Origin of the sequence: Stutzerimonas stutzeri (assembly GCF_002890915.1) — a bacterium.
Classification (GTDB): domain Bacteria; phylum Pseudomonadota; class Gammaproteobacteria; order Pseudomonadales; family Pseudomonadaceae; genus Stutzerimonas; species Stutzerimonas stutzeri_AF.
In genome coordinates, this window is the sequence record NZ_POUT01000010.1 from 119547 (window position 1) to 145120 (window position 25574).

21 protein-coding genes, 1 tRNA gene and 2 pseudogenes are annotated in these 25574 nt (G+C 65.6%); 13 read left to right on the forward strand and 11 right to left on the reverse strand.

Features of this window, described 5'->3' with window-relative positions:
• Positions 1-47: 47 nt before the first annotated feature.
• Positions 48-242 carry a hypothetical protein gene (locus CXK94_RS17465; RefSeq protein WP_102895287.1) on the forward strand — a complete coding sequence of 65 codons (195 nt, stop codon included), beginning with the start codon at positions 48-50 and terminating at the stop codon, positions 240-242.
• Positions 243-343: 101 nt separating this feature from the next.
• On the opposite strand, the gene CXK94_RS17470 is transcribed toward CXK94_RS17465, so the two are convergent.
• From CXK94_RS17470 to CXK94_RS17490, 5 genes are all read right to left on the reverse strand, one after another.
• A tRNA-Leu gene (locus CXK94_RS17470) sits at positions 344-430 on the reverse strand.
• A 104-nt stretch (positions 431-534) separates the two neighbouring features.
• Entirely contained in the window at positions 535-2814 is a 2280-nt protein-coding gene (locus tag CXK94_RS17475; RefSeq protein ID WP_102895288.1) for an ATP-dependent DNA helicase, read from the reverse strand.
• Positions 2811-4445, reverse strand: a complete 1635-nt coding sequence (locus tag CXK94_RS17480; RefSeq protein ID WP_102895289.1) for a VRR-NUC domain-containing protein — start codon at positions 4443-4445, stop codon at positions 2811-2813. Before CXK94_RS17480 ends, CXK94_RS17475 begins: the two co-directional genes overlap by 4 nt.
• A 138-nt stretch (positions 4446-4583) precedes the next feature.
• Positions 4584-5972, reverse strand: coding sequence for an oxygen-independent coproporphyrinogen III oxidase (gene hemN / locus CXK94_RS17485; RefSeq protein WP_102895290.1), 1389 nt, complete (start codon positions 5970-5972; stop codon positions 4584-4586).
• 219 nt (positions 5973-6191) lie between these two features.
• Positions 6192-7814 carry a methyl-accepting chemotaxis protein gene (locus CXK94_RS17490; RefSeq protein WP_102895291.1) on the reverse strand — a complete coding sequence of 541 codons (1623 nt, stop codon included), beginning with the start codon at positions 7812-7814 and terminating at the stop codon, positions 6192-6194.
• A gap of 642 nt (positions 7815-8456) precedes the next feature.
• Between CXK94_RS17490 and galU the strand changes: the two genes are divergently transcribed.
• On the forward strand, positions 8457-9296 hold the full coding sequence (galU, locus tag CXK94_RS17495) for a UTP--glucose-1-phosphate uridylyltransferase GalU (RefSeq protein ID WP_037038060.1): 840 nt from the start codon (positions 8457-8459) through the stop codon (positions 9294-9296).
• Between the two features lie 35 nt (positions 9297-9331).
• Here galU and CXK94_RS17500 read toward each other — a convergent pair whose 3' ends face one another.
• Positions 9332-9754, reverse strand: a complete 423-nt coding sequence (locus tag CXK94_RS17500) for a VOC family protein (RefSeq protein WP_102895292.1) — start codon at positions 9752-9754, stop codon at positions 9332-9334.
• A 71-nt stretch (positions 9755-9825) separates the two neighbouring features.
• Here CXK94_RS17500 and gorA point away from each other — a divergent pair, with 71 nt between their 5' ends.
• Positions 9826-11184 carry a glutathione-disulfide reductase gene (gene gorA / locus CXK94_RS17505; RefSeq protein WP_102895293.1) on the forward strand — a complete coding sequence of 453 codons (1359 nt, stop codon included), beginning with the start codon at positions 9826-9828 and terminating at the stop codon, positions 11182-11184.
• 83 nt (positions 11185-11267) lie between these two features.
• On the opposite strand, the gene CXK94_RS17510 is transcribed toward gorA, so the two are convergent.
• From CXK94_RS17510 to CXK94_RS17520, 3 genes are all read right to left on the reverse strand, one after another.
• The gene (locus CXK94_RS17510) at positions 11268-11771 is read right to left on the reverse strand and encodes a copper chaperone PCu(A)C (protein WP_102895294.1); all 504 of its coding nucleotides are present in this window, start codon (positions 11769-11771) and stop codon (positions 11268-11270) included.
• A gap of 167 nt (positions 11772-11938) precedes the next feature.
• Positions 11939-12892, reverse strand: coding sequence for a ribose-phosphate diphosphokinase (locus CXK94_RS17515; protein ID WP_102895295.1), 954 nt, complete (start codon positions 12890-12892; stop codon positions 11939-11941).
• A gap of 14 nt (positions 12893-12906) precedes the next feature.
• Entirely contained in the window at positions 12907-13923 is a 1017-nt protein-coding gene (locus CXK94_RS17520; protein ID WP_102895296.1) for a phosphotransferase, read from the reverse strand.
• A 775-nt stretch (positions 13924-14698) separates the two neighbouring features.
• On the opposite strand from CXK94_RS17520, the gene CXK94_RS17525 reads away from it, so the two are divergent.
• Both CXK94_RS17525 and CXK94_RS17530 read left to right on the forward strand, forming a co-directional pair.
• Complete coding sequence (locus tag CXK94_RS17525) at positions 14699-15166, forward strand: (2Fe-2S)-binding protein (protein ID WP_102895297.1); 468 nt, start codon at positions 14699-14701, stop codon at positions 15164-15166.
• On the forward strand, positions 15163-17331 hold the full coding sequence (locus CXK94_RS17530; RefSeq protein WP_102895298.1) for a xanthine dehydrogenase family protein molybdopterin-binding subunit: 2169 nt from the start codon (positions 15163-15165) through the stop codon (positions 17329-17331). The genes CXK94_RS17525 and CXK94_RS17530 overlap by 4 nt, the downstream gene beginning before the upstream one ends.
• Positions 17332-17383: 52 nt before the next feature.
• On the opposite strand, the gene CXK94_RS17535 is transcribed toward CXK94_RS17530, so the two are convergent.
• Complete coding sequence (locus CXK94_RS17535; RefSeq protein WP_102895299.1) at positions 17384-18532, reverse strand: XdhC family protein; 1149 nt, start codon at positions 18530-18532, stop codon at positions 17384-17386.
• A 240-nt stretch (positions 18533-18772) separates the two neighbouring features.
• On the opposite strand from CXK94_RS17535, the gene CXK94_RS17540 reads away from it, so the two are divergent.
• Genes CXK94_RS17540 through CXK94_RS17565 form a run of 6 tightly spaced genes read left to right on the forward strand, consistent with a single transcriptional unit; the run spans position 18773 to position 23466 of the window.
• The gene (locus CXK94_RS17540; protein WP_102895300.1) at positions 18773-19123 is read left to right on the forward strand and encodes a Zn-ribbon domain-containing OB-fold protein; all 351 of its coding nucleotides are present in this window, start codon (positions 18773-18775) and stop codon (positions 19121-19123) included.
• Complete coding sequence (locus tag CXK94_RS17545) at positions 19120-20265, forward strand: thiolase family protein (RefSeq protein ID WP_102895301.1); 1146 nt, start codon at positions 19120-19122, stop codon at positions 20263-20265. The genes CXK94_RS17540 and CXK94_RS17545 overlap by 4 nt, the downstream gene beginning before the upstream one ends.
• A gap of 1 nt (position 20266) precedes the next feature.
• The gene (locus CXK94_RS17550) at positions 20267-21031 is read left to right on the forward strand and encodes an SDR family NAD(P)-dependent oxidoreductase (RefSeq protein ID WP_102895302.1); all 765 of its coding nucleotides are present in this window, start codon (positions 20267-20269) and stop codon (positions 21029-21031) included.
• A gap of 10 nt (positions 21032-21041) precedes the next feature.
• A complete protein-coding gene (locus CXK94_RS17555; protein WP_102895303.1) occupies positions 21042-21848 on the forward strand; it encodes an enoyl-CoA hydratase/isomerase family protein in 807 nt (268 codons plus the stop codon).
• Positions 21849-21863: 15 nt separating this feature from the next.
• Positions 21864-22259 carry a PaaI family thioesterase gene (locus tag CXK94_RS17560; protein WP_102895304.1) on the forward strand — a complete coding sequence of 132 codons (396 nt, stop codon included), beginning with the start codon at positions 21864-21866 and terminating at the stop codon, positions 22257-22259.
• On the forward strand, positions 22249-23466 hold the full coding sequence (locus tag CXK94_RS17565) for a CaiB/BaiF CoA transferase family protein (RefSeq protein ID WP_102895305.1): 1218 nt from the start codon (positions 22249-22251) through the stop codon (positions 23464-23466). The genes CXK94_RS17560 and CXK94_RS17565 overlap by 11 nt, the downstream gene beginning before the upstream one ends.
• A gap of 51 nt (positions 23467-23517) precedes the next feature.
• On the opposite strand, the gene gcvA is transcribed toward CXK94_RS17565, so the two are convergent.
• Positions 23518-24426: a transcriptional regulator GcvA gene (gene gcvA, locus CXK94_RS17570; RefSeq protein WP_102895306.1), complete on the reverse strand. Its 909-nt coding sequence runs from the start codon at positions 24424-24426 to the stop codon at positions 23518-23520.
• Positions 24427-24728: 302 nt separating this feature from the next.
• On the opposite strand from gcvA, the pseudogene CXK94_RS17575 reads away from it, so the two are divergent.
• Both CXK94_RS17575 and CXK94_RS17580 read left to right on the forward strand, forming a co-directional pair.
• Positions 24729-25049: pseudogene (locus CXK94_RS17575) on the forward strand (nitrite/sulfite reductase); the annotation flags it as partial.
• Between the two features lie 163 nt (positions 25050-25212).
• Positions 25213-25428: pseudogene (locus tag CXK94_RS17580) on the forward strand (DUF934 domain-containing protein); the annotation flags it as partial.
• Positions 25429-25574: the final 146 nt, after the last annotated feature.

Below are 25574 nucleotides of genomic sequence, written 5' to 3' on the forward strand. Positions count from 1 at the left end.
GGATGTCCGAGTGGAACGGATGCCCACGATGAGGCAAGGGGGTTCTGATGAGCAAGCGATCACTAGAGGATCTGGTCAAGAAATCGGAAATCGGCACTATCCAGGCGCAGGCCCATTGGCGCGGCCGGCAACAGGCCGGCGCCGCGGGCAAGTCGCCGAATGCCCTGGCCCTGGCGCGACGGGCTGCTCCGGACATGACGATGTGCGGCACGGCTGGCCGATCCGCTGTCGAGCGAATCTGATTTCGCATCGTACAAACGAGCGGTCTTGTGTGCAGCTGCCGAGTCGTCCAGCTGTATTGGGATGGGCAAAGGCGAGGGGCGAGGCTCCAGTGAGCCATCATTGGTGCCCGGAGCGGGGGTCGAACCCGCATACCCTTTCGGATGAGGGATTTTAAGTCCCTTGCGTATACCAATTTCGCCATCCGGGCATGATGCTTGTGCGTTGCTGATTGAGGAAATCAGCGGCGCAGGACTATAACCAGCCTCCGTGGCCCGCGCAACCAGAACGGCGAGCGCCATGCTCGGGCATCGATCAGGTGCCCGTATCGGCGTCCAGCTTCCACCAGCCCGGCAGCAGACGCCGTACCTGTGGGCGACCGAAACGGTCGTCGATCAGGTGCACGGTGCCTTCGTCGTCGCGGGTGCGGATCACGCGTCCCGCGGCTTGCACGACCTTCTGCAAACCGGGGTAGAGATAGGTGTAGTCGTAGCCATGCCCCCGGCCGAACAAGGCTTCGAGGCGCGACTTGAACTGCTCGTTGACCGGGTTGACCTGGGGCAACCCGAGGGTGGCGATGAACGCACCGATCAGGCGCCGCCCCGGTAGGTCGATGCCCTCGGCGAACGCACCGCCGAGCACGGCGAAGCCAATGCCCTGGCTGTTGCTGGTGAAGCGGGCGAGAAAGGCGTCGCGGGCGTCCTCCTGCATACCTCGGGTCTGCTCCCAGAACGGGATGTCGGGATGGCGGCTGCCGAGCAGGGCGGTGACCTGTTGCAGGTACTCGAAGCTGCTGAAGAAGGCCAGGTAGTTGCCGGGACGTTCGCGGTACTGGCGGGCGATCAGCTCGACGATGGGCGCCAGCGATGCCGCGCGGTCCTGATAGCGGGTGGACACGTGGCTGGCCAGGTGAACCCGCAATTGTTCGCTGCGAAAAGGCGATTCGACGTCCAGCCACACGCTCGCGGGCGGCAGGCCGAGGGTGTCGGCGTAGAAGCGCCGCGGGCCCAGGGTGGCGGAAAACAGCACGCAGGAGCGCGCCAGCGCCAGTCGCGGGGCGAGAAACGGCGCCGGGACGACATTGCGCAGGGTCAGCCGTGACAGCTTGTTCCCGTTGCCCGACGGGCTCGGCAGCAGGCTGCAGTCGAACAGCGAGTGCTCGCCGAACAGCTCGGCCACGCGGCAGAAGTGCATGGCATCGAAATAGGCGCGCTGCAGGTCCGGATCGAGGCCGCCGGGGTTTTCCCCCAGGTAGTCGGTGATGGCGCCGACGGCCTGTTGCAGCGCGGCGAGCAGCTTGAAGGGCAGCTCGGGCAGCACCTGGTAGGCCTGCAGCTGGTCGCGGTGCACTTCGTTCCAGGAGCGCTGAATGCGTGACAGTGCATTCTTCAGTTGTGCTGGAGCTTTTCGCCGTAACCCCTTGAAAATCTTTTTGTCAAGCTCCGCGCTATACATGCCGCGGCCGCGCTCCAGCAGGTTGTGCGCCTCGTCCACCAGCACACCGACACGCCATTCATTGCTCAATGTCAGGCCATGGAGCAGGGCGCCGAGATCGAAATAGTAGTTGTAGTCGCCCACCACCACGTCGGCCCAGCGCGCCAGTTCCTGGGCGAGGTAGTAGGGGCAGACCCGGTGGGCGAGGGCGACGTCGCGCAGGGCCGGCTGGTCCAGCAACGGATGTTTCAGCGCGGCGGCGCGGGCCGTCGGCAGGCGATCGTAGAAGCCCTTCGCCAACGGGCAGGCCTCGCCATGGCAGGCCTTGTCCGGATGCTCGCAGGATTTTTCCCGCGCGATGAGTTCCAGCACGCGCAGCGTCGTCGCGCCGTGGCGTTGCAGGGTTTCCAGAGCATCCAGGGCCAGGCGTCGGCCGGAGGTCTTCGCGGCGAGGAAGAACAGCTTGTCCAGCCGCTGGCCGGGGAAGGCCTTGAGCTGCGGGAACAGCGTGGCGAGCGTCTTGCCGATGCCGGTCGGCGCCTGGGCCATCAGCGTGGTGCCGGTACAGGCGGCCTTGTACACCGCCTCGGCCAGTTGCCGCTGGCCGCTGCGAAAATCCGCATGGGGGAAGCGTAGTGCGCGCAGCGCCTGGTCGCGCTCGGCACGGTGCGCGAGCTCCTGCTCGGCCCAGGCGACGAAGCGTTGGCACAGGCTCTTGAAGAAATCGCGCAGGGCATCGGCGGTGTGGTGTTCGACGAGCAGGGTTTCCTTGTGGCTGACCACGTCGAAATACACCAGCGCCAGCTCGATTTCGTCGAGGCCGCGCGATTGGCACAGCAGCCAGCCGTATACCCTGGCCTGGGCCCAGTGCAACTGCCGATGGTTGGCTGGCTGGCGTTCGAGATCGCCGCGGAAGGTCTTGATCTCCTCCAGGCGGTTGCGCCGCGGATCGTAGCCGTCGGCACGGCCGCGCACCGTTAACTGCCGGTACTGGCCTTCCAGCGCCACCTCGCGCTCGTAGCCCGTGCCGCGCCGGGCGGTGACCTGTGCGTGGCCGGCGATGCCTTCCTGTGCGGTCGGCGAAGGGGTGAAGCGCAGGTCCAGGTCGCCGACCTTGGCGGTGAACTCGCAGAGCGCCCGCACCGCCACGCGATAGCTCACTGCGCCGCCTCCGCCCATTGCACGTAGCACACCGCGATGGGCAGGCCGTGCCGGTGGGCGTAGTCGATCCAGCGTTTCTGGTTGTCCTGCAGGCGGTCGCCTGGCCCCTTCACCTCGATCATCCGGTAGCGGCGCTCGTCCGGCCAGAACTGGATCAGGTCCGGCAGGCCGGAGCGATTGCCGCAGACGTCGGCAAGGATGCGCTGGAACATCAGTTTCAGGTGCGCGGCGGGCAGGCAGTCCAGCGCCCGCTGCAGCAGCTCTGCGTCGAGCAGGCCCCAGGCAACGAACGCGTTGTGGATGCCGAACTTGGTCTGGAAAGTGCGCAGGATACAGTCGCGATAGCCGTCGCCGTCCAGGCCGGCGAGGCAACGGGCGAACAGCTTGGCGCGCCGCCGATGGAAATCCGGCCGGTTCAGGTCCGCCGGCGCCCAGTGGAACGGATGGAAGAACGCGCCGGGCAGCGGGGCGAAGATCGCCTCCCAGCAGAGCAGGCCGAACAGCGAGCCGACCAGCGCATTCTCCACGTAGTACAACGGAGCCTGCGGCGTGGACAAATGCTCGCACACGGCGAGCTCGACGCTGGCCGCACGGGGCAGGACGAGGTCGATACGCTCCGGCTCCACGCGGCGTTGGCGGGGCGCCTGCTGCCCCAGGGCACGTTGCAGCCGCGGCAGCATGCGTTCCAGTTGCTGCGCCTCATGCTCGCTTTCCGGCGCCGCCTGGGCTTGCCGAGCCAGTTCCAGGGCCGCTTCGGGCTGGCCGCAGCGCTCGAGCACGCGGATGGCCCGCTCCCGCGCACCGGGGTAGCGATTGGCTGCGTGCAGGCGCAAGGCCTCGGGTAGATCGCCGAGGCGTTCGAACTGCTGGGCGATGCGCAGCAGCAGTTTGCCGCGCCGGCTTTCCAGCCAGTCGTTGGCATAGGGGCGTTGGGGAATCTCCGCCAGCACCTCGGCAAGGTCGTCGCCGGCGTCGAAGCGCTCGCGGCAGCGCTGCAGCTGGAGGTAGGCGTCCAGATCGGCGCGACTGTGGAATGCACGCGAATCACTGCTGAACGGCACCTGTTCGTAGCGGTAGATCCCCAGGTCGGCCAGGACGAACTCGGACCAGTCCTGGTGGATGTTGCCGAAGAACATCAGGCGCAGGCGTTCGCACAGCGGATCGATGCCCAGGGCGAAGACCCTGTCGTCGAGCTGGGCACACCAATCCGCCAGAGAGCGGGCTTGCGAGTGATGCGGGAGCAGGCTCTCCAGCAACTCGGATTTGCGCAGGCTGCCTGCTCCGGCAGCGCCGAATGCCTGCGCCAGTTCGCTCTTCTTCAGCAGGGCGAACAGTTGCTCCAGGGGCAGCTCGGGGTCGGGATCGAGCCAGCCCTGCTCGATCAGTGCCCGTGCGGCCCGATGAGGGCAGCCAATTTCCCGATAGAGCAGCTTGCTGGCGCGGAACAGCGTGCCCTTGCGCATGACCATGCGCACCAGCAGGGCACGCGATGCCTGCGGCAGCTGCGGAAAGCGGTCGAGGAAGGCACGCTCGCGCTCGTCCAGCAGGTCGCCGTGATGCTGGCCGACCCAGCTCAGCACCTGCTGGAAGTTCTCGAGATAGTAAAAGGGGTTTTCCAGAGCCTGGCGCATCGCACGTCCGCTAGAACCCGGGCGTGGCGCCCGAACGAAGGCTGGCTATTTATACAGTTACTGAGCGCCTTGGCAATCCCTGCGCGATCAGCGGAACGGCAAGACGAGGCCGGCTGCGGACCGGCCCCGTGCGCGCTGTCAGACGGTGCGCGAGAAACGCCCGCGCTGTTCGCCGCCGAGGTAGGCGTCGAAGGCCATGGCGACGTTACGCATCATCAGCTGTCCCTGCGGGAGCAGGATCAGTTCGTCGTCGTGCAGCTCCACCAGGCCGTCGGCCACATGCTCGTCGAGCTTGGCGAGGGACTCGGCGAAGTAGTCGCGGAAGACGATGCCATGCTTGCGCTCGATCTCGGCGTAGTCGATGCGGCCGTGGCACATCAGCGAGATGATCACGTCGCGGCGCAGGCAGTCATCGTCGCTCAGCTTGTAGCCGCGCTGTACCGGCAGCAGGCCCTCGTTGAGGCGCGCGTAATACTGCGAAAGCTCCTTGACGTTCTGGCTGTAGCTGTTGGCGACCTTGCCGATGGAGGAAATGCCCAGGCCGATCAGGTCGCAGTCGGCGTGGGTGGAATAGCCTTGGAAATTGCGCTGCAGCGTGCCGTTGGCACGGGCCAGGGCCAGTTCGTCGTCGGGCAGCGAGAAGTGGTCCATGCCGATATAGACGTAACCGGCGGCGGTCAGGCGCTGGATGGTCAGTTCCAGCAGTTCCAGCTTGCGCTCCGGCGGCGGCATGTCCTCGGGGCGGATCAGCTTCTGTGCGCGGACCAGTTCCGGCAGATGCGCGTAGCTGTAGGCGGCTATGCGGTCGGGGCGGATGTCGATGATCTTGTCCAGCGTGGCGTCGAAGCTGGCTACGGTCTGTAGCGGCAGCCCGTAGATCAGGTCGACGCTGATGGATTTGAACCTGGCCTCGCGTGCCGCCTCGACCAGCTCGCGGGTCTGCTCCTCGGTCTGGATGCGGTTGACGGCGATCTGCACCTGCTCGTCGAAATCCTGCACACCGAAGCTCAGGCGATTGAAGCCCAGCTTGCGCAGACCATGGATCTGCTCGGGGGTGACGGTGCGCGGGTCGACTTCGAGCGAGAACTCGTGGCTGTCGCTGTCATCCAGGTTGAACGCCTGGCGCAGGGTCGCCATCAGGTCGGCCAGCTGTTCGCTGCTGAAGTAGGTCGGGGTGCCGCCGCCGAGGTGCAGCTGGGTCAGCTTGCGCGAGCGGTCGAACAGCGCGGCCTGCATGGCGATCTCGCGCTTGAGGTATTCGAGGTACTCGACGGCGCGCTCGGTCTTGTGGGTGATGATCTTGTTGCAGGCGCAGTAGTAGCACAGGCTCTTGCAGAAGGGGATGTGGATGTACACCGACAGCGGCTTGGACGGCGTGGCTTCGTTGCTAGCGCGGGCGGCCGCCTTGTAGTCGTCCACCGCGAAGGCCTGGTGGAACTGCGGCGCGGTAGGGTAGGAGGTATAGCGCGGACCCGGGCGGTCGTATTTCTCGACCAGGGCCCGGTCAAAGCTCGGCAGTTGCTCCATGTTTCGGTTCACCTTTCGAATTCGGGAGTCGGGCACGAAACGCGGCATCACCCTCGGGTGTCCGGTTCCAGCGATCATGGGCACGGATTATCGCCGATTGGCGGCCGTGCGCCGACTGTTTCAGATCAAGAATGATGGCCGGTACGGGGCGTGCCCGCTACCGGCCCGGCGTGCGGCGCTGAAGGGGACGAAGCGGATGGGCCTTCGTCCCACTGGTTTTCAGAGTTTGAACTGCCCGACCAGGCGGTTCAGCTCCGCCGCGAGATGAACCAGCTCGTCGCTGATCTGCGAGGTCTGGGTCGCATCCGTCGACGTGGTATCGGCGATCTGGCTGATGGTAGTGATGTTGCGGTTGATCTCTTCGGCCACGGCGCTTTGCTGTTCCGCCGCGGTGGCGATCTGGGTGTTCATCTCGTTGATGGTGCCGACTTCGTTGGCGATGACGCTGAGGCTCTGCGCAGCCTTCTCTACGCACTGCGACCCCGCACGGGCACGCTGTTGCGCCGCCTCCATGGCTTGCACCGCGTTGCGCACGCCGCCCTGCAACTGCTCGATCATGGCCTGGATTTCTTCGGTGGACTTCTGCGTGCGCGAGGCCAGGGTGCGAACCTCGTCGGCCACCACAGCGAAGCCGCGGCCCTGTTCGCCGGCACGGGCCGCTTCGATGGCAGCGTTCAGGGCCAGCAGGTTGGTCTGCTCGGCGATGCCGTTGATCACGCCGAGCACCATGTCGATGCTGGCGCTGTCGTGTTCGACCTGCTGGATGACCTGGGCCGCCCGCTCGATTTCATGAATCAGCACTTCGATGCCGTCGAGCGCCTCGGTGGCGACCTGCACACCGGCCCTGGATTCGTTATCGGCACCGCTGGAGGCGGTAGCGGTCTGGCTGGCGTTGCGCGCGACCTCCTGCACGGTGGCGCTCATCTCGTTCATCGCCGAGGCGACCATGTCGGTTTCGCTGCGCTGTTCGTTGACGGCATTCAGGGTCTTCTCCGCCACGTGCGATACCCGCCCGGAAACGTCGCTGAGCTGGCGGGTGACGCCGGCAACCGCTTCGAGGCTGTGCCGGAACTTGCCGATCATCCGGTTGAAGGCATGGCCCATGGCGCCGACTTCGTCCTGGGCACCGATCGCCACGCTGCGGCTGAGGTCTTCATCCTCGGTCATGGCTTCCATGGTGTGGCGCATGGCATTGATGCGGCGCAGGATCACGTGGCGCACGGTCAGGCCCATCACCACCACGCCGACGATCAGCAGCAACAGCTGGATGCCGGCGGTGATCATGATGTTGCGGTCGACTTCCCGGTCCAGCGCCTTGAGGTCGTAGCTGATGCGCACGGCCCCCATGATGGCGTTCTCCTTCACCTGGTGGCAGGTCAGGCAGTTGGTGCCACGGTAGTCGGTGTGGGCGAGGATCGGGTTGATGACCGTGAGCACGCGGCCACCGCCTTGCTCGGTCACCTCCATGATGGCTTCGCCGGACAAGGCGCGACGGTCCAGTGCGTCGGCTGGCGCCTGGTGCTCGTAACCGGGGCCAAAGACCTTGGCGACTTCCTCGCCGCGCACGATGCGGGCATCGATGACCCCCGGACGGGCGAGAATCTTGTTTCGCAGCACCTCGCGCTGGGCCATGGTGCCGGTCAGCATCATGGTGTTGATGCTGTCGAAATAGGAATCGGCGGCATCCTTGGTCTGCTGTTCCACCACCTGCAGCACCAGACGCTTCTCGGTACTGGCGGCAATGAACAGCGAAGCGGACATGATCACCACCAACACCAGCACCAGCGCCAGGTTGATCTTGGTCTGTACGGACATTTGTCGAGAAGCGAAGCTGTTGTTCATGTTGTTCCTTAGTACTGCTGCCACGCGAGGTGGATGCCGTTGCGCATCGTCGTTGTTGTCGTTGCCATCTGTCCAGGCGGTAAGGATGCAGTGATGTTATTTAGCCATATCGGCCGAATATCCCTGTTCTTGAAGGGCCTTTCCATCAGCTTTTGGTCATGCATCGGCCACTGGCGAAGAGATGGCAATATGTTATGTGTTTCACGTTTGGCAGGATTGTCCCAGGCGACCAATCGCCTCGCAATTCAGGGTTTTACTGACGCAGGTCAGTCATTGTTCCCATGCCCGTGCGGTGACTCGGGCTTTACTGAAACAGCCGTTGCCAAAACGTAATCTTTCGCTGATAGAGCTGCTGCCTGTATCTCGCCATGCCGGTGCGCAGGCCGTGGGAGACCTCGATGCAGCGACCGCTTTACACGCTGATGGCGGAGGATTAGCGTTGCCGCGCCCGGTCAGGTTGCAGGGATCGATTGCACGACGGGGCGGGCACAGTTTCTGCATTTGCCAGAGAGATTCCTGGCGAACCCCTTTTGAAAACGATGGTCGTAGGCTCTACGCCGATATAGCCGGACGGCACCGCAAGGCAGCTGCTGTCTGTCCCACGGCAGTGCATCGACTGGAACCTTTACCTCAAGGACTCACATGATCAAGAAATGCCTTTTTCCTGCTGCCGGATATGGCACACGTTTTCTTCCCGCAACCAAAGCCATGCCCAAGGAAATGCTGCCGGTGGTGAACAAACCCCTGATCCAGTACGGGGTTGAGGAGGCGCTGGCCGCAGGGTTGACACAGATCGCGATGGTCACCGGGCGCGGCAAGCGCTCGCTGGAGGATCACTTCGATATCAGCTACGAACTCGAACACCAGATCCGCAACACCGACAAGGAGAAATACCTGGTCGGCATCCGGCGCCTGATCGACGAGTGCAGCTTCTCCTATACCCGCCAGGTGGAGATGAAGGGCCTGGGCCATGCCATTCTCAGCGGCCGCCCGTTGATCGGCGACGAGCCTTTCGCCGTGGTGCTGGCGGACGACCTGTGCATCAACATCGACGGCGATCCGGTGCTGGCGCAGATGGTCAAGCTGTACAACCAGTTCCGTTGTTCGATCGTGGCCATCCAGGAAGTGCCGCCGGAAGAAACCAGCAAGTACGGCGTGATCGCCGGCGAGATGATTCGCGACGACATCTTCCGCGTCAGCCACATGGTCGAGAAGCCGAAGCCGGAAGACGCACCGTCCAACCTGGCGATCATCGGCCGCTACATCCTCACTCCGGACATCTTCGAGCTGATCGAACAGACCGAGCCGGGCAAGGGCGGGGAGATCCAGATCACCGACGCCCTGATGAAGCAGGCGCAGGATGGTTGCGTGCTGGCCTACAAGTTCAAGGGCCAGCGTTTCGACTGCGGTAGCGCCGAGGGCTACATCGAGGCGACCAACTTCTGCTACGAGAACTTCTACCTGACCGGCAAGGCGTTCTGAGCCGCACGGGGCCACCTTCGGGTGGCCCCGTCGTTTCAGGGGGCTGGCATATCCTCGGCACCGGGGCCGAGCGGCTGGCCATAGCTGAATTCGACATAGTTGCCGGCCGGGTCACGCAGGCCGCAGTAGTAGCCCACGGGGTAGGGCTCGTCGCGCGGTTCCCAGATCAGGCAACCGGACTCGCGCGCCCGGGCGGCGATCGCATCCACCTCTTCGCGGCTGGCGAGGGCGAAGCCGAAGTGGCTGTAGTCGTCCGCGGCCAGGGCGCGGTCCTTGCCGCCGGGCATGATCACGAAAATGAATTCGCGCTCCTTGCCAGGCTCCGCCATCCAGACGATGCGCGATCCCTTGCCGGCGCGTTCGTGAAAGACATGCATGCCACAAAAACGGGCATAGAAGGCGATGCAGGCATCCAGATCAGGCACATGCAGGGCCAGATGGGTGAGGGTGGGGCGCATGTGGCACTCCTTCGATGAACCGGGCCGAAGGCCTGGGTTATGCTGTCGGTTCTAGAAGGAGACAACATTTCATGGCTTACGACTTCGATCTATTCGTCATCGGTGCGGGTTCCGGCGGCGTCCGTGCCGCGCGTTTCGCCGCGGGGTTCGGCGCGCGGGTGGCCGTGGCCGAGAGCCGCTATCTGGGCGGCACCTGCGTCAACGTCGGTTGCGTGCCGAAGAAACTGCTGGTCTATGGCGCCCACTATGCCGAAGACATCGGCCAGGCCCAGGGCTATGGCTGGACGATCGACGGCGCGACGTTCGACTGGAAGACCCTGATCGCCAACAAGAACCGGGAAATCCAGCGCCTCAACAGCATCTACCGCAACCTGCTGGTCGACAGCGGCGTGACCCTCCTGCAGGCCCATGCCCGCCTGGTGGACGCCCATACCGTCGAAGTCGACGGCAAGCGGTACAGCGCCGAGTACATCCTCGTCGCCACCGGCGGTTGGCCGCAGGTCCCGGATATCCCTGGCCGCGAGCATGCCATCACCTCGAACGAAGCCTTCTATCTCGAATCGTTGCCACGTCGCGTGCTGGTGGTGGGCGGTGGCTATATCGCCGTGGAATTCGCCTCGATCTTCCACGGTTGCGGCGCCGATACCACACAGCTGTACCGGGGCGAGCTGTTCATGCGCGGCTTCGATGGATCGCTGCGCGATCACCTGAAGGACGAGATGATCAAGAAAGGCGTCGACCTGCAGTTCAACGCCGATATCGCCCGCATCGACAAGCAAGCCGACGGCACCCTGCTGGCGGTACTCAAGGACGGCCGGACACTGGAAGCGGATTGCATCTTCTACGCCACCGGCCGCCGCCCGATGCTCGACGGGCTGGACCTCGACAAGGCCGGCGTGGCGCTCGACGAGCGCGGCTATATCGCCGTCGATGACGAATTCCGCACCTCGGTTCCGTCGATTCTCGCCATCGGCGATGTGATCGGCCGCGTGCAACTGACCCCGGTGGCCCTGGCCGAAGGCATGGCCGTGGCCCGGCGCCTGTTCAAGCCGGAGGAATATCGCCCGGTGGACTATGCCGCCATCCCCACGGCGGTGTTCAGCCTGCCGAACCTGGCCACTGTCGGCCTGACGGAAGAGCAGGCGCGCAAGCAGGGTTACAAGGTCACCCTTTTCGAGAGTCGTTTCCGGCCGATGAAACTGACCATGACCGAGAGCCTGGAGCGCAGCCTGATGAAACTGGTGGTCGATGCCGAAACCGACCGCGTGCTGGGTTGCCACATGGCCGGGCCGGACGCCGGCGAGATCATGCAGGGTCTGGCGGTGGCGCTGAAGGCGGGAGCTACCAAGCGGGTATTCGACGAGACGATGGGCATTCATCCGACCGCCGCGGAAGAATTCGTCACCATGCGCACGCCTGCGGCGATCTAGGACCCGCTGGCGGTAGGCAGCCTACGGCGGCAAGAGACAGGTTCGGCGCGCTATTGGTCGAGTAGCGCACCGAACCTGCCGCATCAGTGATGCATGTGCGCGCCGGCATCGGTTGCCGGCGCCTCGTCCTCGATGCTCACCTCGGTGGTGAGTTCGTCACCGTTCTCGAATTGCAACGTGACCGGGAAACTCTCGCCGGCGACCAGCGGTTGCTTCAGGCCGAACAGCATCACGTGGTTGCCCCCCGGCTTGAATTCCACCTTGGCAGCGGCGGGCAGCGTGACCGACTCGACCTGCTGCATCTTCATCATGTCGCCCTCGTGCACGTGAATGTGCAGTTCGGCCTTGTCCGCCCGCGGCGTCTGCGCGGCGACCAGGTGACGCTCCTGTTCGCCGCGATTTTCCAGGACGAAATAGATGGCGCCGGTCGGTGCGCTGGGCGGCATCGCGCGTGACCAGACCTGGCTGACGGACAGGTCGCTCGCAGGCTGATGCGCCGCGGCGTGATGATCATGGGCATGCTCCTGTGCGAGGGCATGCAGGCAGAAGCCACTCAATGCGCCAGCGGCCAATAAGCGAAGCAGCATGTGAAAACTCCGAATCCAGTGGGGTGGGGCGCACCATAACATGCCGGCTCGGCGAACAGGGTGCGGCCAGCCGGGCCCTGCAGCCGGAGTGTTGATTCCGATCAAAGGCCCTGCGATGGCGTTTGGCTGCACTGTAGTGGATACGGCTGCATGGAATCGACGCGGCTCTAACATGGATATTCTTCGGCCAGCAACGTCGCCAGGTGCTCGGTGCTGTCGAGGATATCCAGCCGGCGGTGCAGATCGGGGGCCAGGCGGAACGGGGGCACGCTGTCGGTGAGTACGATGCGCTCGAAAAGCGGGCTCGCCAGCAGTTCGCTGCCACCGGTGAACAGGCCATGGGCGGCTGCCGCATAGATCTGGCGGGCGCCGGCCTTGTGGCAGGCCTCTCCGGCGCGCAGCAAGGTGCCGCCGGTGCTGATCAGGTCATCGACGATGATTGCGACCTGGCCTTTCACCTGGCCGACCAGCATGCCGCCGGTGACCACGTCGTTGCTGCGGTATTTCTCCATGTAGGCGCTGCCTACCGCGCGCCGGATGCGTTGCTCCAGGGCGCGCCGGAACTGCTCGGCACGCTTGGCGCCGCCGGCATCGGGGGACACGGCAACCAGTTCGGCCTCGCCGGCCAGCCCGGCGAAGTGCCGCGCGAACAGATCGGCGCTCTCGACATGACGCGTGGGAATGCGAAAGGCGTTATCGAACGCCGCCAGGTTGTGCACCTCCAGGGCAGTCAGCCGGTCCACCGAGCAGGCCTCGAACAGCCTGGCCACGTAGTGGGTGATGACCGGGTCCTGAAACTGCGTGCGGCGCTCCTTGCGGGCGTAGCAGAGATAGGGCGCGACCACATGCACATGGCGCGCGCCGGCATCCTTCAGCGCACCGCAGAAGAACAGCAGCCGGCACAGCTTGTCGTTGGCGCTGCGTTCGGCATCGCCATACAGGGCATGGAATACCACGACCTCGCGGCCGATTACCGGAGCCAACGCACGGCTCTTGTGCTCACCATCCTCGAATTCGCGTTCCTCGTGTGTTGCGAGTTCCAGGCCCAGGTGGTGGGCAACGCGCGCGGCATAATCCTGGGTGCCTTGCAGGGCGAACAGCAGGGGCGACTTGGCGGTCATGAGGAGCTCCTGTTTCAGACAGTGGCGTTCGTCGAAAGATAGGCGTTAGCCCGCTGCAGCAGGGCGCGCGCCTGTTCGATCTTGTGGCGGGCGAGCCGTGGATCGTGCTGGCGTTGCGAGCTGCCAGCCAGGGTGAAACTGCGCGTTGCGGCACGCACGGAAAGGAACAGGGGGAGGGGGAGGGGAAGGGGAAGGGGCTCTTCCTGCGTCTGGGCCAGGTAGCACTCCAGCAAGAGGTCGGCCAGGGCCGCGAGGTCGTGGTGCCGGAGATCCACCAGCACGAACGCCAGGTCGTAAAGCACATCGATGCAGGCGATCCGGTCGCTGAACTCGATGCCGTCGAACAGGGTCGGTCGGCCTTCGAACAGGCAGATATTGGCCAACCGCATGTCGCCATGGCAGCGCCGCACGTGCCCGTCGCGCCTGCGCTGATCGAGCAGGTCGGCCATGTTGCCGAGGGTATGCAGTTGCTCGCGATACAGCCCGTGTATCGCCGCGGCGTCGAGCTGTCGTGAATGCCGGCAGAGTTCGCCGTGATTGGTTTCGATCGCCTCGCGAATGCCCTCGGCGCCGCCGAATTGCGGCGTGATCTCGGCGCTGGCGTGAAAGCGTGCGATCTCGCTTCCGAGACGGCGAATCAAGTCCCGCGTCAACAGGCCTTCTTCGGCCATCCGGTCGAACAGGGCCTGCTGGGGAAAACGACGCATGACCACCACCCAGTCGACCACCTGGCCGGCGCTATCGAACTGCAGCAGACCGCCAGCTCCCCGGGTTATCGGGCGTACCTCCAGGTAGAGGTCCGGGGCGGTACGCCTGTTCAGCCGCAGCTCGGCCCGGCAGGCACGCTCGCGATTTTCCAGGGTGAGAAAATCCAGCGACGCATAGGCGATGGTCCGTTTGAGCTTGTACGCCCGCTGGCCGTGCAGAAAGATCATCGAGCCATGGGTTGCGATGATCTCTACCGGCTCGCCGGACGCATCATAACTATCCGGTCGCGAGAGAAAGGCGATCACCTCGTCCTGGATATTCACTGAGCCCCCATGTCGGCAAGGATGCAAGGCAGAGGCGATAGGCAGCGACAGCAGCGATTCTCCGCTGGTCCCATTCAGTCTAGAAGCTCGTCAGGAGGTTGGACTCGTGCCAAGAGCAGAGGTGCATTGAAACCGATATAGTACCCGGAAGTGAATATCCAAATTTCTACTAATACAAATTCTAAAAAACAAATAGTTAGGACGTTTAGTTGGAAATCGAGTGGTTTTTTGGAGAGCTACTATGAGCGCGGCAGGTTTATCTCAGTCATGCCTGAGAATCAATCATATAGATGGAAATTTTCTATGATCGCGACTTTTTAATAATAATTCAGCGTTACTTGTCGAATTTGCACCAGGCATAGGCATTGCTAAACTTGCAGCCATGCACTTACTTGGAATCCCCCCATCCATAAGGAATTGAAATAAGAATCAGCATATTCACTGCATGCCCATTATTACAATAAAGCGATGCCTGTACCGCTTGTCATCGGCCAGGAGTTCCTCCTGCCAGGAGAAATCGCCCAACGTTACGGCAATGGCGGCAAGAGCGCCGAGCAACTTGGCGGCAGCATCATGAGTGCCAGCTCGGGGAGCATGGGGAAGCTGTGCCTATGCCCCTCAAGCCCAACTCAGCGATGCCGATGCTGACTACACAGCATCAATAAGGCATGGTCGTGACGACGTTTAGCACTGCCCATATCTATCATTGACTCGCCAACGATACCCAAGGTGTCGGAGCAAGGCGAGCATCTACCGGATTGGCGAGGTAACTCTTATGGCCCAGACATTGAAAATCAATGGCAGAGAACATCAGGTGGATGTCGATGACGACACCCCCCTGCTATGGGTGCTGCGCGACGTCCTAGGTATGACCGGTACCAAGTACGGCTGTGGCATGGCGTTGTGCGGGGCCTGCACGGTGCATATGAATGGTAATGCGGTGCGCTCCTGCGTCATGCCGGTCAGTGCCGTGGTCGGCGCCGAAATCACCACCATCGAAGCAGTCGGCGAAACACCGACGGGAAAGCGCATACAGGAAGCCTGGCTGGCCCACGAGGTAGTGCAGTGCGGCTACTGCCAGTCCGGGCAAATCATGTCCGCCAGCGCTTTGCTGGCGAGCAACGCGAACCCCAGCGACAGCGACATCGACGGCGCCATGGCCGGCAACATATGCCGCTGCGGCACCTATGTGCGGGTGCGCGAGGCGATCAAAATCGCCGCCAAGGCGGAGGGCGTAGCATGAACGCCATCACTCCCCAGACGACGGGGCTCAGCCGTCGCGGCTTTCTCAAGGCCAGCGCTGCAGTCGGTGGCGGCCTGCTGATCAGCTTCACTCTCCCGGACTTAATGCGTGGCGCTCAGGCCGCCGAAGCAGGGTCTTTCGCACCCAATGCCTATGTGCGCATCGACCACGAGGGGCGCATCTTCCTCACCATCCAGCCGGTGGAGATGGGGCAGGGCACCTACACCTCGATGCCGGCGCTGATCGCCGAGGAGCTGGAGGTGGGGCTCGATCAGGTGACCATCGAGCACGCCCCGGCCGACGACCGACGCTATGCCAACCCCATGCTGGGCTTCCAGGTCACCGGCGGTTCTACCTCGGTGCCGGCCAACTGGACGCCGCTGCGCGAGGCCGGCGCGGCGGCGCGCATGCTACTGGTGGCGGCCGCCGCGCAGCGCTGGGGCGTGCCCGCCGACGCCTGTCAGGCGCAGCGTGGCGAGGTGCTGCATCCGGCCAGCGGGCGCAGGCTCGGCTACGGCGAACTGGTCGACGCCGCCGCCAAGCTGCCGCTGCCAGAGACGCTGCCGCTGAAGGAGCCCAAGGACTTCAAGCTGATCGGCACCCCGGCCAAGCGCACCGACTCGCCGGACAAGGTCAACGGCAAGGCGCTGTTCGGCATCGATGTGCGCCCCGAGGGCATGAAGGTCGCCGCTATCATGCTCTGCCCGGTGGTCGGCGGCAGTCTCGATTCGGTCGATCCGGCGCCGGCCATGGCGGTACGCGGCGTGCACCAGGTGCTGCGCACGGACAACTCGGTGGCGGTGGTCGCCGAGCACATGGGGGCAGCACGCAAGGGCTTGGCGGCGCTGCAGATCGAATGGAACGGTGGCGCCAACGCTCAGGTGTCCAGCGCGCAGATGCTCGAGGAGATCAAGGCCGCCTCGCGGCAACCGGGCGCGCTCGCGCGCAGCGAGGGCGACGTGGAGGCGGCGCTGGCCAAGGCAACGCGCAAGATCGAGGCGACCTACCAGGTGCCGTTTCTCGCCCATGCCTGCCTGGAGCCGGTGAACTGCACCGTGCACGTGCGCAAGGACGCCTGCGACCTATGGCTTGGCACCCAGGTGCCGGCCCGCGCCAAGGCGGTGGCGGCGCAGTTGACCGGTCTGCCGGAAGAGGCGGTACAGGTGCACAACCATCTGATCGGCGGCGGCTTCGGCCGGCGCCTGGACGTGGATTTCGTCGCCGATGCGGTGAAGATCGCCAAGCAGGTGGACTATCCGTTGAAGGTCATCTGGTCGCGCGAGGAGGACACCCGCCACAGCACCCTGCGGCCCTTCCACTACAACCACCTGAGCGTGGGCCTGGACGAGCAGAACCGTCCTATCGCCTGGACCCACAGGGTCACCGGCGGCTCGATCCTGGCGCGCTGGCTGCCGGCGCGCTTCACCAACAACGTCGACGGCGACGCGGTGCGCGACGCCTGCGGCCCCTATGCCTTCCCCAACCTGGCGGTGCATTACGTGCGGCACGAACCGCCGAGCGGCATCCTGCCGGCCTTCTGGCGCGGCGTGGGGCACACGCAGAACGCCTTTATGGTCGAGGGACTGCTCGACGAGGTGATCCAGCTGGTCGAGGCCGACCCCTTCGAATACCGCTACCCATTGCTGCAGCAGCATCCGCGGGCACTGCGGGTGCTCGAGCTGCTGCGCGAGAAATCCGCCTGGGATACGCCGCTGGAGCCGGGGCGCGGCCGCGGCCTGGCCCTGACCCACTGCTTCGGCACCTTCGCCGCGCAGGTGGCCGAGGTCACCGTCAGCCCGAGCGGCGAGGTCAAGGTGGACAAGGTCACCTCGGTGGTCGACTGCGGCATCGCCATCAACCCGGACAGCGTGGTGGCGCAGATGCAGGGCGGCACCATCTTCGGCCTGACCGCAGCGCTGTTCGGCGACATCACCTTCAAGGACGGCCGGGTGGAGCAGGGCAATTTCGACAGCTACCGCATGCTGCGGATCAACGAGGCGCCGCTGCTCGAGACCCATGTGGTGGTGAGCGAGGAGTCGCCCGGCGGCCTCGGCGAGGTGCCGACCGTGCTCATCGCCCCGGCTGTGGTCAACGCCATCTTCGCTGCCACTGGCAAGCGCTTGCGACGTTTACCTATTGACCCGCAGGAACTGCGCACGGTCTGATCGGGGACGCCGGTGGGCGGGCTGGCTCGCAGCGCCGCCTTGGCGCGGGGGCTCAGCCGTGCAGCGCCGGCACGCTGTCGTGGATGGCGGCCTCGCGTGCTCTGAGCATGCCGCCGACGCGCTCGTTGAAGTGTGCGGTGATTTCCGCCAGCACCGACAGCGCCACGCTCTCAGGCGCGTCGCCGCCGATATCCAGGCCCATGGGGTAGTGCAAGCGCTCATAGGCGGGAAAGTGGCGGCTGATCGGTCCGATTTCGTCGAGTAGCCGCTCCGTACGACTGCGCGGCCCCAACTGGCCGATATAGCTCGGCTGCAGGCGCAGCGCCTGTTCCAGCCAGTAGCGATCCTGGCTGTAGCTATGGGACATGATTACCACCGCGGCGGACTCGAGCAGGGCGGCGAGGTCGTGAACCTGGTCGATCCCCAGGTTCAGCACCTGGCTGGCCTCGGGGAAGCGGATGCGGCGAGCAAAGTGGCTGCGGGAATCAACCACCGCGACCTGCCAACCCTGTTGCTGGGCCAGGCTCACCAGCGGCTGGGCATCGTGGCCGGCGCCGAACACCACCAGCCGGCGTGGCGGCGCCAGGTACTCGAACAGCACTTCGACTTCGCCACCTGCCAGACGATATCGCTGCCAGGCCGCGCGTTGCCGCTGCCTGACGGAGCGCATATCGGTTTCCAACGCTCGAGCCAGAGCAGCTTGAGGCACGGCGAGGTGCAGCGTATCGGCTGGATCGAGGGCGGCTCGCTCGGCCAGGCGCACACTGTCGTCGCTACTGGCGATCACCGTGGCCAGCACGGCGGCTACGCGTGACACCTGCACTTGGCGTAGCAGGAAGAGCGGCAGTGACGTCTGTCCTCCCCGCACTCGCTCCAGCAGGATATGCACGGTACCGTTACAGCCCAGGCCGAAGGCAAGTTCCTCTTCCTCGTCGGCTTCGTCATTCGCCACGCCGGTGCTGTAGGTGCGGATCACCGGTTCGCCGGCCTCGGTCAGCCACCAGGCCTTCTTGATCAGATCTCCCTCCAGGCAGCCGCCGCTCACCGTACCTACGGAACCGCCGATCTGCGGGATCAGCATCCGCGCGCCAGGGCGTCGATAGGCCGAACCCTCCACCTTGACCACGGTCGCCAGCACCGCTTCCTGCTGTGTGGAGTCCAGTTCGTCCAATACCTGCAACAACTGCATCGTCTCTTTCATTGCTCCGTATCCCGCTCGCTTGCCTGTCGCGCCGATTATTCACCAAGGCTCACACGGCATTGCCTGGCGAGCCTGCATGGCTCTTGAAGCATGGCTTAATAGTCGCGAGTCGGCAGGGATAATTGGCTTCAGTTTTTCTCAATCGAGTGCGGTTTTTATATCGTTTGTCGGCCTCCAGTGCGCTGCCGAACATAGCGCCATGGCGCCGTGATCGCGGCTGCTGCAACTGGAGGTCGAACAATGAGAACGTCCCTGTGGAGCGCCGACGCTCCCGCGAGGCTGCTTGCTTCCTGCCACCGAGCCACCGGCGAGATCGTCTTTCCGCCGGTTCCCGCCCATTCGCCGCTGGCCGATCGATACGAAGGCCTGCTGCTGGAGGGCGAAGGCACCCTGTACAGCTTCACCGTCATTCACCCGAGCGCGAAAAGCGGCCTGCCGCCCTTCGCCCTGGGCTACCTGGACCTGGCCGGCCCGGCGCGTCTGTTCGGCCGGGTGAACGGCGCGCGGCGCCCGGTGATCGGCGATGCCTGCCGCATCGTGCCCGATGCCACCTATGGCTACGCATTCGAACTGCTGGAGGCTGCGCAATGACCCAGATGCATGTGATGGGCGGGGCCATGACCCGCTTCGGCAAGCACGTGGGGGTGAAGGCCCCGGAACTGGCCCAGCAGGCGATTCTCGCCGCCGTGGCCGATGCCGGCGTCGCGCTCGCGGATATCCAGGCGATCTACTGCGCCAACGTGCTCGGCGGCATGATCCTCGGCCAGGTGATCCTGCGCGATCTCGGCCTGGCCGGCATCCCCGTCTACAACGTGGAGAACGCCTGTGCCAGCGGCGCCACCGCCGTCCACCTGGCCAGGCATGCGCTGCTAGCCGAGCAGTACGACACCGTGCTGGTGTTCGGCATCGAGCAGCTCACCGCGCTGGGTGGCGGCACCATCCCGCTGCAGCGCAACGACGAGAAGACCGATCTCTATGTCGAGGCCGGCATGGTCCTGCCCGCCGTCTACGCCATGCGCGGCACGCGTTTCCTGCATGAGCGTGGCGCCAAGCCGGCCGATCTCGCCGCCGTGGCGGTGAAGAACCGCTTCCACGGTTCGCTCAACCAGTACGCCCAGCAACGCACCGAGGTGACCCTCGAAGAAGTGCTGGCCTCGCGCATGATCGCCGACCCGCTGACCCTGCTGCAGTGCTGCCCGTCGCAGGTCGACGGCGCCGCCGCCCTGGTGCTGAGCAAGCGCCCCGGGCCGCACGCCAAGGACGTGCGCGTGCTCGGCTCCATCGTGGTCTCCGGTCTGGCCGAAGGCCCGCGCGACGACATCCTCGACGCCGAGATCACCGCTCGCGCCGCGCGCCTGGCCTACGAGCAGGCCGGGGTCGAGCCCAAGGACGTCGGCGTGGTCGAGCTGCACGACGCCTTCACCATCGCCGAGCTGCTCTACTACGAGGCCCTCGGCCTGGCCGCCCCGGGCGAGGCGGTGGCCCTGTTGCACTCCGGCGCGACCCGCGTCGGCGGCCGGGTGCCGGTCAATCCCAGCGGCGGCCTGCTGGCCAAGGGGCATCCGCTGGGCGCCACCGGCGTGGCGCAGATGGTCGAGCTGATGTGGCAGCTGCAGGGCCGCGCCGGTGCCCGCCAGGCCAACGCGCCGCGCATCGGCGTGGCCCAGTGCACCGGTGGCGGCATCGCCGGCGTCGATCATGCGGCCTCGTCCGTGCACGTGCTGGGGGTGTGAGATGAGCGAGAAAGCCTTCCACGACGGCCAGGTCGCCGTCGTCACCGGTGCCGCCCGCGGCATCGGCCTGGGTATCGCCAGCCGTCTGAGCGCGCAGGGGGTGACCGTGTACCTGCTGGATCGCGACGAGGCGGCGCTGGCCGCCGCCGTCGCCCGCCTGCGCGAGCTGAACCTGGCGGCGCACGGCCTGGCCCTCGATCTCACCGATGGCGCAGCGGTCGCCAACGCCTTCGCGCAGATCGGCCAGCGCCATGGCGCCCTGGATTTTCTGGTCAACAACGCCGGGGTGGTGCGCGACAAGCGCTTCCTGCAGATGAGCGAGGACGATTGGGACCTGGTGGTCGACACCAACCTGCGTGCGCAGTTTCTCTGCTGCAAGGCGGCCTTGCCGCTGATGCTGGAGCGTGGCTTCGGGCGCATCGTCAACCTGTCCTCGCGCGCCTGGCTGGGTGGCTTCGGCCAGGCCAACTATTCCGCGGCCAAGGGCGGCGTGGTCAGCCTGACCCGCAGCCTGGCCATCGAGTTCGCCGCCAAGGGCATCACGGTCAACGCCGTCGCCCCCGGCATCGTCGACACGCCGCTGTTCCAGGGCTTCCAGCCCGAGGTGCAGGCGCGGCTGAAGGACACGGTGCCGGTCAAGCGCATCGGCAACCCGGACGATATCGCCAACGCGGTGGAGTTCTTCCTCGCGCCGGCCAGCTCCTACGTCACCGGGCAAACCCTCTACGTCTGCGGCGGGCGCAGCCTGTCGTCGGCCAGTGTGTGAGGAGGTCGCCATGTCCGTACAACTGGAAATCCACGGCGCAGTTGCGCGCATCGTGCTCGACCGCCCGGAGGCGCTCAACGCGCTGAACCTCGAGGCGCTGCGCGAGTTGCGCGGGCACCTGGCCGAGGTCCGCGACCGCCGCGAGATTCGCACCGCGATCATCACCGGCGCCGGCGACAGGGCCTTCTGCGTCGGCGCCGATCTGAAGAGCACGCGCGAGTCGCCGACGTCCTACGCCGAGGCGCTGTTTCTCGCCAACGAGCCGGCGGCCGACGCCGGCCTGTACATCCGCCTGATGGATCTCACCGACCTCGATCTGCGCAAGCCGCTGATCGCGGCGGTGAACGGCCACTGCCTGGGCGGTGGCCTGGAGCTGGCGCTGCAGTGCAGCCTGCGCCTCGCCGCGGACAACGCCAGCTTCGGCCTGCCGGAGGCGGTGGTCGGCTCGATTCCCGCGGTGTCGGGCTTGCACCGGCTGCTCAAGGCGGTGCCCGCCGCGCATGCCATGCAGATGGCGCTCACCGGCCAGCGCATCGACGCGCGGCAGGCGGCGGCCATCGGCTTGGTTTCCGAGGTCGCCGGCAGCCAGCTCGGCTTGCAGGAGCGTGCCTTCGACCTGGCTGAGCGCATCGCCGCCGCTGCGCCGCTGGCCGTGCAGGCGCTGCAGTCGCTGGCGGTGGAAACCGCGCACCTGCCGGCGCGCGACGCCCAGCGCCTGACCGAGCTGTACTGGGGCGCCCTGCGCGACAGCGAGGATCGACTGGAAGGTCGCGCCGCCTTCGCCGAAAAACGTACGCCGAACTATCGCGGGCGCTAGCCCCGGGAGGCCGTCATGCACTTGCACAATCCCTTCCTGCAGAGCCAGGGCGTCGAGCTGGTCCACTGGGCGCCCGGCGAGGCCGAGTTCCATATGCCCATCGAGGCGCGCCATCTCAATCGCCAGGGCATGCTCCACGGCGGGCTGATCGCCACCCTGCTGGATGCGGCCTGCGGCTACGCCGGCCTGCATGCCGGCGAGGGCGAGGAGGAGCTGCACGGGGTGACCGTGATGCTCAACATCGCCTACCTCAATGCCGCCCGCAGCGGCACGGTGATCGCCAGGGGCCGGGTCAATCGCCAGGGGCGCAGCCTGTACTTCGCCGAGGCCAGCCTGAGCTCGGCGCACGGCGAGCTGCTGGCCACCGCCCAGGGCAGCTTCAAGCAGGGAGGGCGCCGCCATGTTGCGTGAGGCCTTGCAGGGCCTGACGGTGCTGGATTTCACCCAGATCGCCGCCGGCCCCACCTGCACCATGCTGCTGGCCGACATGGGCGCGCGGGTGATCAAGATCGAACCGCCGGAGGGCGAACTGGGCCGCAGCCTCGGCCCGGCCTGGGTCGGCGAGGACAGCGCGCTGTACCACGGCTTCAACCGCGGCAAGCTGGGCGTCTGCCTGGATCTCAAGCACCCGGACAGCCAGGCCATAGTGCGGCGCATGGTGGCCGAGGCCGACGTGCTGATCGAGAGCATGCGCCCCGGGGTGATGACGCGCCTCGGTCTGGGTTACGAAACCCTGGCCGAGCTCAACCCGGCGCTGGTCTATTGCTCGATCTCCGCCTACGGCCAGCAGGGGCCCTATGCCGACCGCGCCGGCGTCGACGGCATCCTCCAGGCCGATTCGGGCTTGATGAGCCTGATCGGCCTGCCGGGCTCGCCGCCGTGCAAGGTGCAGGCGCCGGTGGTGGACGTGGTGACCGGCTACCTGGCCTGCATGTCCATCCTCGCCAAGCTGCAGGCGCGTCGGCGCGACGGGCAGGGCGGGCATCTGGACGTCAGCCTGATGAACTCGGCGCTGGCCCTGCAGCAGTCGTCGATCACCAGCTACCTGCGCGATGGGCAGCGCCCGACCCCCATCGGCAGCGCGGCGCCCTATGCCGCGCCCAACGAGGCGTTCCGGACCGCCGATGGCTGGATCATGGTGGCGGCCTACAACGGCAACCGCTGGCAGCGACTGTGCGCCGTGCTCGGCCATGCCGAATGGGCGGACGATCCGCGTTTCGTCAGCTCGGCGCAGCGGGTTCGGCATCGCGGCGAGATGCAGGCGGCGCTCGAGGCGGTGTTCGCCACCCGGCCGACCGCGCATTGGCTGCAGGTGCTGCGCGGCGCCGACATCCTCTGCGCCAAGGTGGCCAACTACGACGACCTGCTCGAGCATCCGCAGCTCGCCGACAACGGCCTGCTGGCGCGGGTCGAGCATCCGCGGCACGGCGTCCTGCGCACGGTGGGCTTCCCGGTCAACAGCGCCGAGGCGGCCGCTGCGCCGTACCGGCCGGCGCCGGATCTGGGCGAGCATTCGCGCAGCGTGCTGCGCAGCTTCGCCTTCGGCGAGCAGGAGATCGAGGCCCTGGCCGGCAGCGGCGCGCTGCGGGAGCGGCAGGCAGCGGCAGCGACCTCGTAGGAGCCACGGGATTTACGCCAGGTTTTCCGATGCGCATGGCGCACCCTGGGCTCAGCCGGCGCTGCGGGTTAGACGTGCCTGTTCCAGCAGCCAGAGGCGGAAGGTGGCCATGTCCTCGCTTTCCGGGCGGTGCTTGGGCGTCAGCAGGTAGTAGGTGTAGGCGCCCATGTCGACGCTCTGCTCGAATGGCCGCACCAGCGTGCCTTCGCGCAGTTCCTTCTCCACCAGAAACAGCTGGGCCATGGCGATGCCCTGGCCGCCGATGGCGGCGGCATAGGCCATCGACGAGCTCTGGTAGCTCATGCCGGCGCGCGCATCCACCTGGCCGATCACTCCGGTGGCCTCCAGCCAGTGCGCCCAGTCGTCCGGGCGGGCGAGCGAGTGCAGCATGCTGTATTCGGCCACGTCCGCCGGGCCGTGCAGGCCGGGGCCGGTTTCGAGCAGGGTGGGGCTGCACACCGGCGCCAGCAGGTTATCGCTGAGCACGTAGCAGTTGCAGTTGGGCCAGTCGCCGGCGCCCAGGCGGATGGCGGCGTCGAGGTCGTCCTTGTGGAAATCCACCGGGTCGAGCGAGGCGGTCAGCAGTACCTCGATCTTCGGATGCTCGTGGTGGAAGCTGGCCAGGCGCGGGATCAGCCACTGCATGGCGAAGGTGGTATAGGCGCGCACCTTGATCTGCCGGCGCTTGGGCGGACGCTTGAGCTTGCGCGTGGCGCTGCGCAGCTCCTCGATCAGGCGTGCCACGGCGCCGAAATACTGCTCGCCGGCTGGGGTGAGGCTGATCTGCCGATGGCCGCGCACGAACAGCGGCTGCTCCATGAATTCTTCCAGGCTGCGGATCTGCCGCGAGACGGCGCCCGGGGTGACGTTCAGCTCGTCGGCGGCGAGGGTGATGCTCAGGTGCCGGGCAACGGCTTCGAAGGCCCGGATGGCATTGAGAGGGGGCAGTCTGTCCTTCATCGAGATCTTCTTGTAGGTCTGCGGACGGCGCGAATCTTACTGTATATCTGATTGATAAAAACTCAAGCAAGAGGGGCTGTTTTATCGTTTGCCGCTTATGGTGTGGGGTTCCTAGCATCCGATTCCGGACGCAATCACAACAACAAGAGAACCGCCCCATGAGTCATTTCAACCTGATCGCCTAGCGCGATCTTCGCTGCATTTCACGTCATCCCCTGTGCCTGAGCTGCTGTGCGCTTGGCCTTGCGCTGGGCAGCCCGTTCGCCCAGGCCGATTTCTTCGACGTATCTGCAGAAAAACGCCTACATGTGGCGATTCCTTACGGCACCCTATCGGCGGTACAGATGCGCGCGCTGGCACCTATCGCCAGGGTGTACGACCGTGGCTACGGGCACTTCACCACGCGGCAGAACATCCAGTTCAACTGGATTGAGCTGGAGCGCGTGGCGGATATTCTCGACTGGCTGGCCGCGCACGACATGCATGCGATCCAGACCTCCGGCAACTGCGTGCGCAACATCACCACCGAGGCCTTTGCCGGGGTTGCCGCCGACGAGTATCTGGACCCGCGCCTGCTGGCCGAGATCCTCCGGCAGTGGTCGACGGTCAATCCGGAGTACCTTCCAGCGCATTGGTCTGGAGCCGTTCAAGGAGCGGGTCTACACGGAGGCAGTGGTATGAATAACCTGATCCGCCTGGTCGAGGGCCAGGCCCGGATAATCGAAGACGATCCCTGGCAGCTGTTCGCAGCGGACGGCCCCGCAGACGTGCCGCTGATCCTGCCGCTGGCGCGGCGAGTTGCGCGCGGTGGGCGATGTGCTGCGCGACCAGCTCGCCCATATGCGCCAGTGCGGCTTCGATGCCTTCGCCGTGCGCGCCGACAAATCGGTGGAGGATGCGCTCAAGGGCTTGGCCGGTTTGAGCGTGCTCTACGGCCGCTCGGCCATCGAGCCGCGGCCGCTGTTCCGCCGGGGGCGCCTAAAGGAGGAAGTGGACTCATGATGCTACGTGGCCCGTTCTTACTGGCGCTGCTGCAGCGACACCAGGTCAGCCGGCCACGCTGGGGGTCCGAATCATTGCGAAACCCGCATATATGTACATGACGTGCGTGCACGTCATTAGGGGGATTAGCCCTGTTATCCGGAGGG

What these genes read in the sequence shown, in the direction of transcription:
- CXK94_RS17510 (WP_102895294.1), bottom strand. Translation starts at nt 11,771, where the DNA reads ATGCTGCTTCGCTTATTGGCCGCTGGCGCATTGAGTGGCTTCTGCCTG.
- hemN (WP_102895290.1), bottom strand. Translation starts at nt 5,972, where the DNA reads ATGGAGCAACTGCCGAGCTTTGACCGGGCCCTGGTCGAGAAATACGAC.
- CXK94_RS17550 (WP_102895302.1), top strand. Translation starts at nt 20,267, where the DNA reads ATGAGCGAGAAAGCCTTCCACGACGGCCAGGTCGCCGTCGTCACCGGT.
- galU (WP_037038060.1), top strand. Translation starts at nt 8,457, where the DNA reads ATGATCAAGAAATGCCTTTTTCCTGCTGCCGGATATGGCACACGTTTT.
- CXK94_RS17530 (WP_102895298.1), top strand. Translation starts at nt 15,163, where the DNA reads ATGAACGCCATCACTCCCCAGACGACGGGGCTCAGCCGTCGCGGCTTT.
- CXK94_RS17500 (WP_102895292.1), bottom strand. Translation starts at nt 9,754, where the DNA reads ATGCGCCCCACCCTCACCCATCTGGCCCTGCATGTGCCTGATCTGGAT.
- CXK94_RS17540 (WP_102895300.1), top strand. Translation starts at nt 18,773, where the DNA reads ATGAGAACGTCCCTGTGGAGCGCCGACGCTCCCGCGAGGCTGCTTGCT.
- CXK94_RS17490 (WP_102895291.1), bottom strand. Translation starts at nt 7,814, where the DNA reads ATGAACAACAGCTTCGCTTCTCGACAAATGTCCGTACAGACCAAGATC.
- CXK94_RS17560 (WP_102895304.1), top strand. Translation starts at nt 21,864, where the DNA reads ATGCACTTGCACAATCCCTTCCTGCAGAGCCAGGGCGTCGAGCTGGTC.
- CXK94_RS17545 (WP_102895301.1), top strand. Translation starts at nt 19,120, where the DNA reads ATGACCCAGATGCATGTGATGGGCGGGGCCATGACCCGCTTCGGCAAG.
- gcvA (WP_102895306.1), bottom strand. Translation starts at nt 24,426, where the DNA reads ATGAAGGACAGACTGCCCCCTCTCAATGCCATCCGGGCCTTCGAAGCC.
- CXK94_RS17555 (WP_102895303.1), top strand. Translation starts at nt 21,042, where the DNA reads ATGTCCGTACAACTGGAAATCCACGGCGCAGTTGCGCGCATCGTGCTC.
- CXK94_RS17525 (WP_102895297.1), top strand. Translation starts at nt 14,699, where the DNA reads ATGGCCCAGACATTGAAAATCAATGGCAGAGAACATCAGGTGGATGTC.
- CXK94_RS17465 (WP_102895287.1), top strand. Translation starts at nt 48, where the DNA reads ATGAGCAAGCGATCACTAGAGGATCTGGTCAAGAAATCGGAAATCGGC.
- CXK94_RS17565 (WP_102895305.1), top strand. Translation starts at nt 22,249, where the DNA reads ATGTTGCGTGAGGCCTTGCAGGGCCTGACGGTGCTGGATTTCACCCAG.
- CXK94_RS17480 (WP_102895289.1), bottom strand. Translation starts at nt 4,445, where the DNA reads ATGCGCCAGGCTCTGGAAAACCCCTTTTACTATCTCGAGAACTTCCAG.
- gorA (WP_102895293.1), top strand. Translation starts at nt 9,826, where the DNA reads ATGGCTTACGACTTCGATCTATTCGTCATCGGTGCGGGTTCCGGCGGC.
- CXK94_RS17535 (WP_102895299.1), bottom strand. Translation starts at nt 18,532, where the DNA reads ATGAAAGAGACGATGCAGTTGTTGCAGGTATTGGACGAACTGGACTCC.
- CXK94_RS17515 (WP_102895295.1), bottom strand. Translation starts at nt 12,892, where the DNA reads ATGACCGCCAAGTCGCCCCTGCTGTTCGCCCTGCAAGGCACCCAGGAT.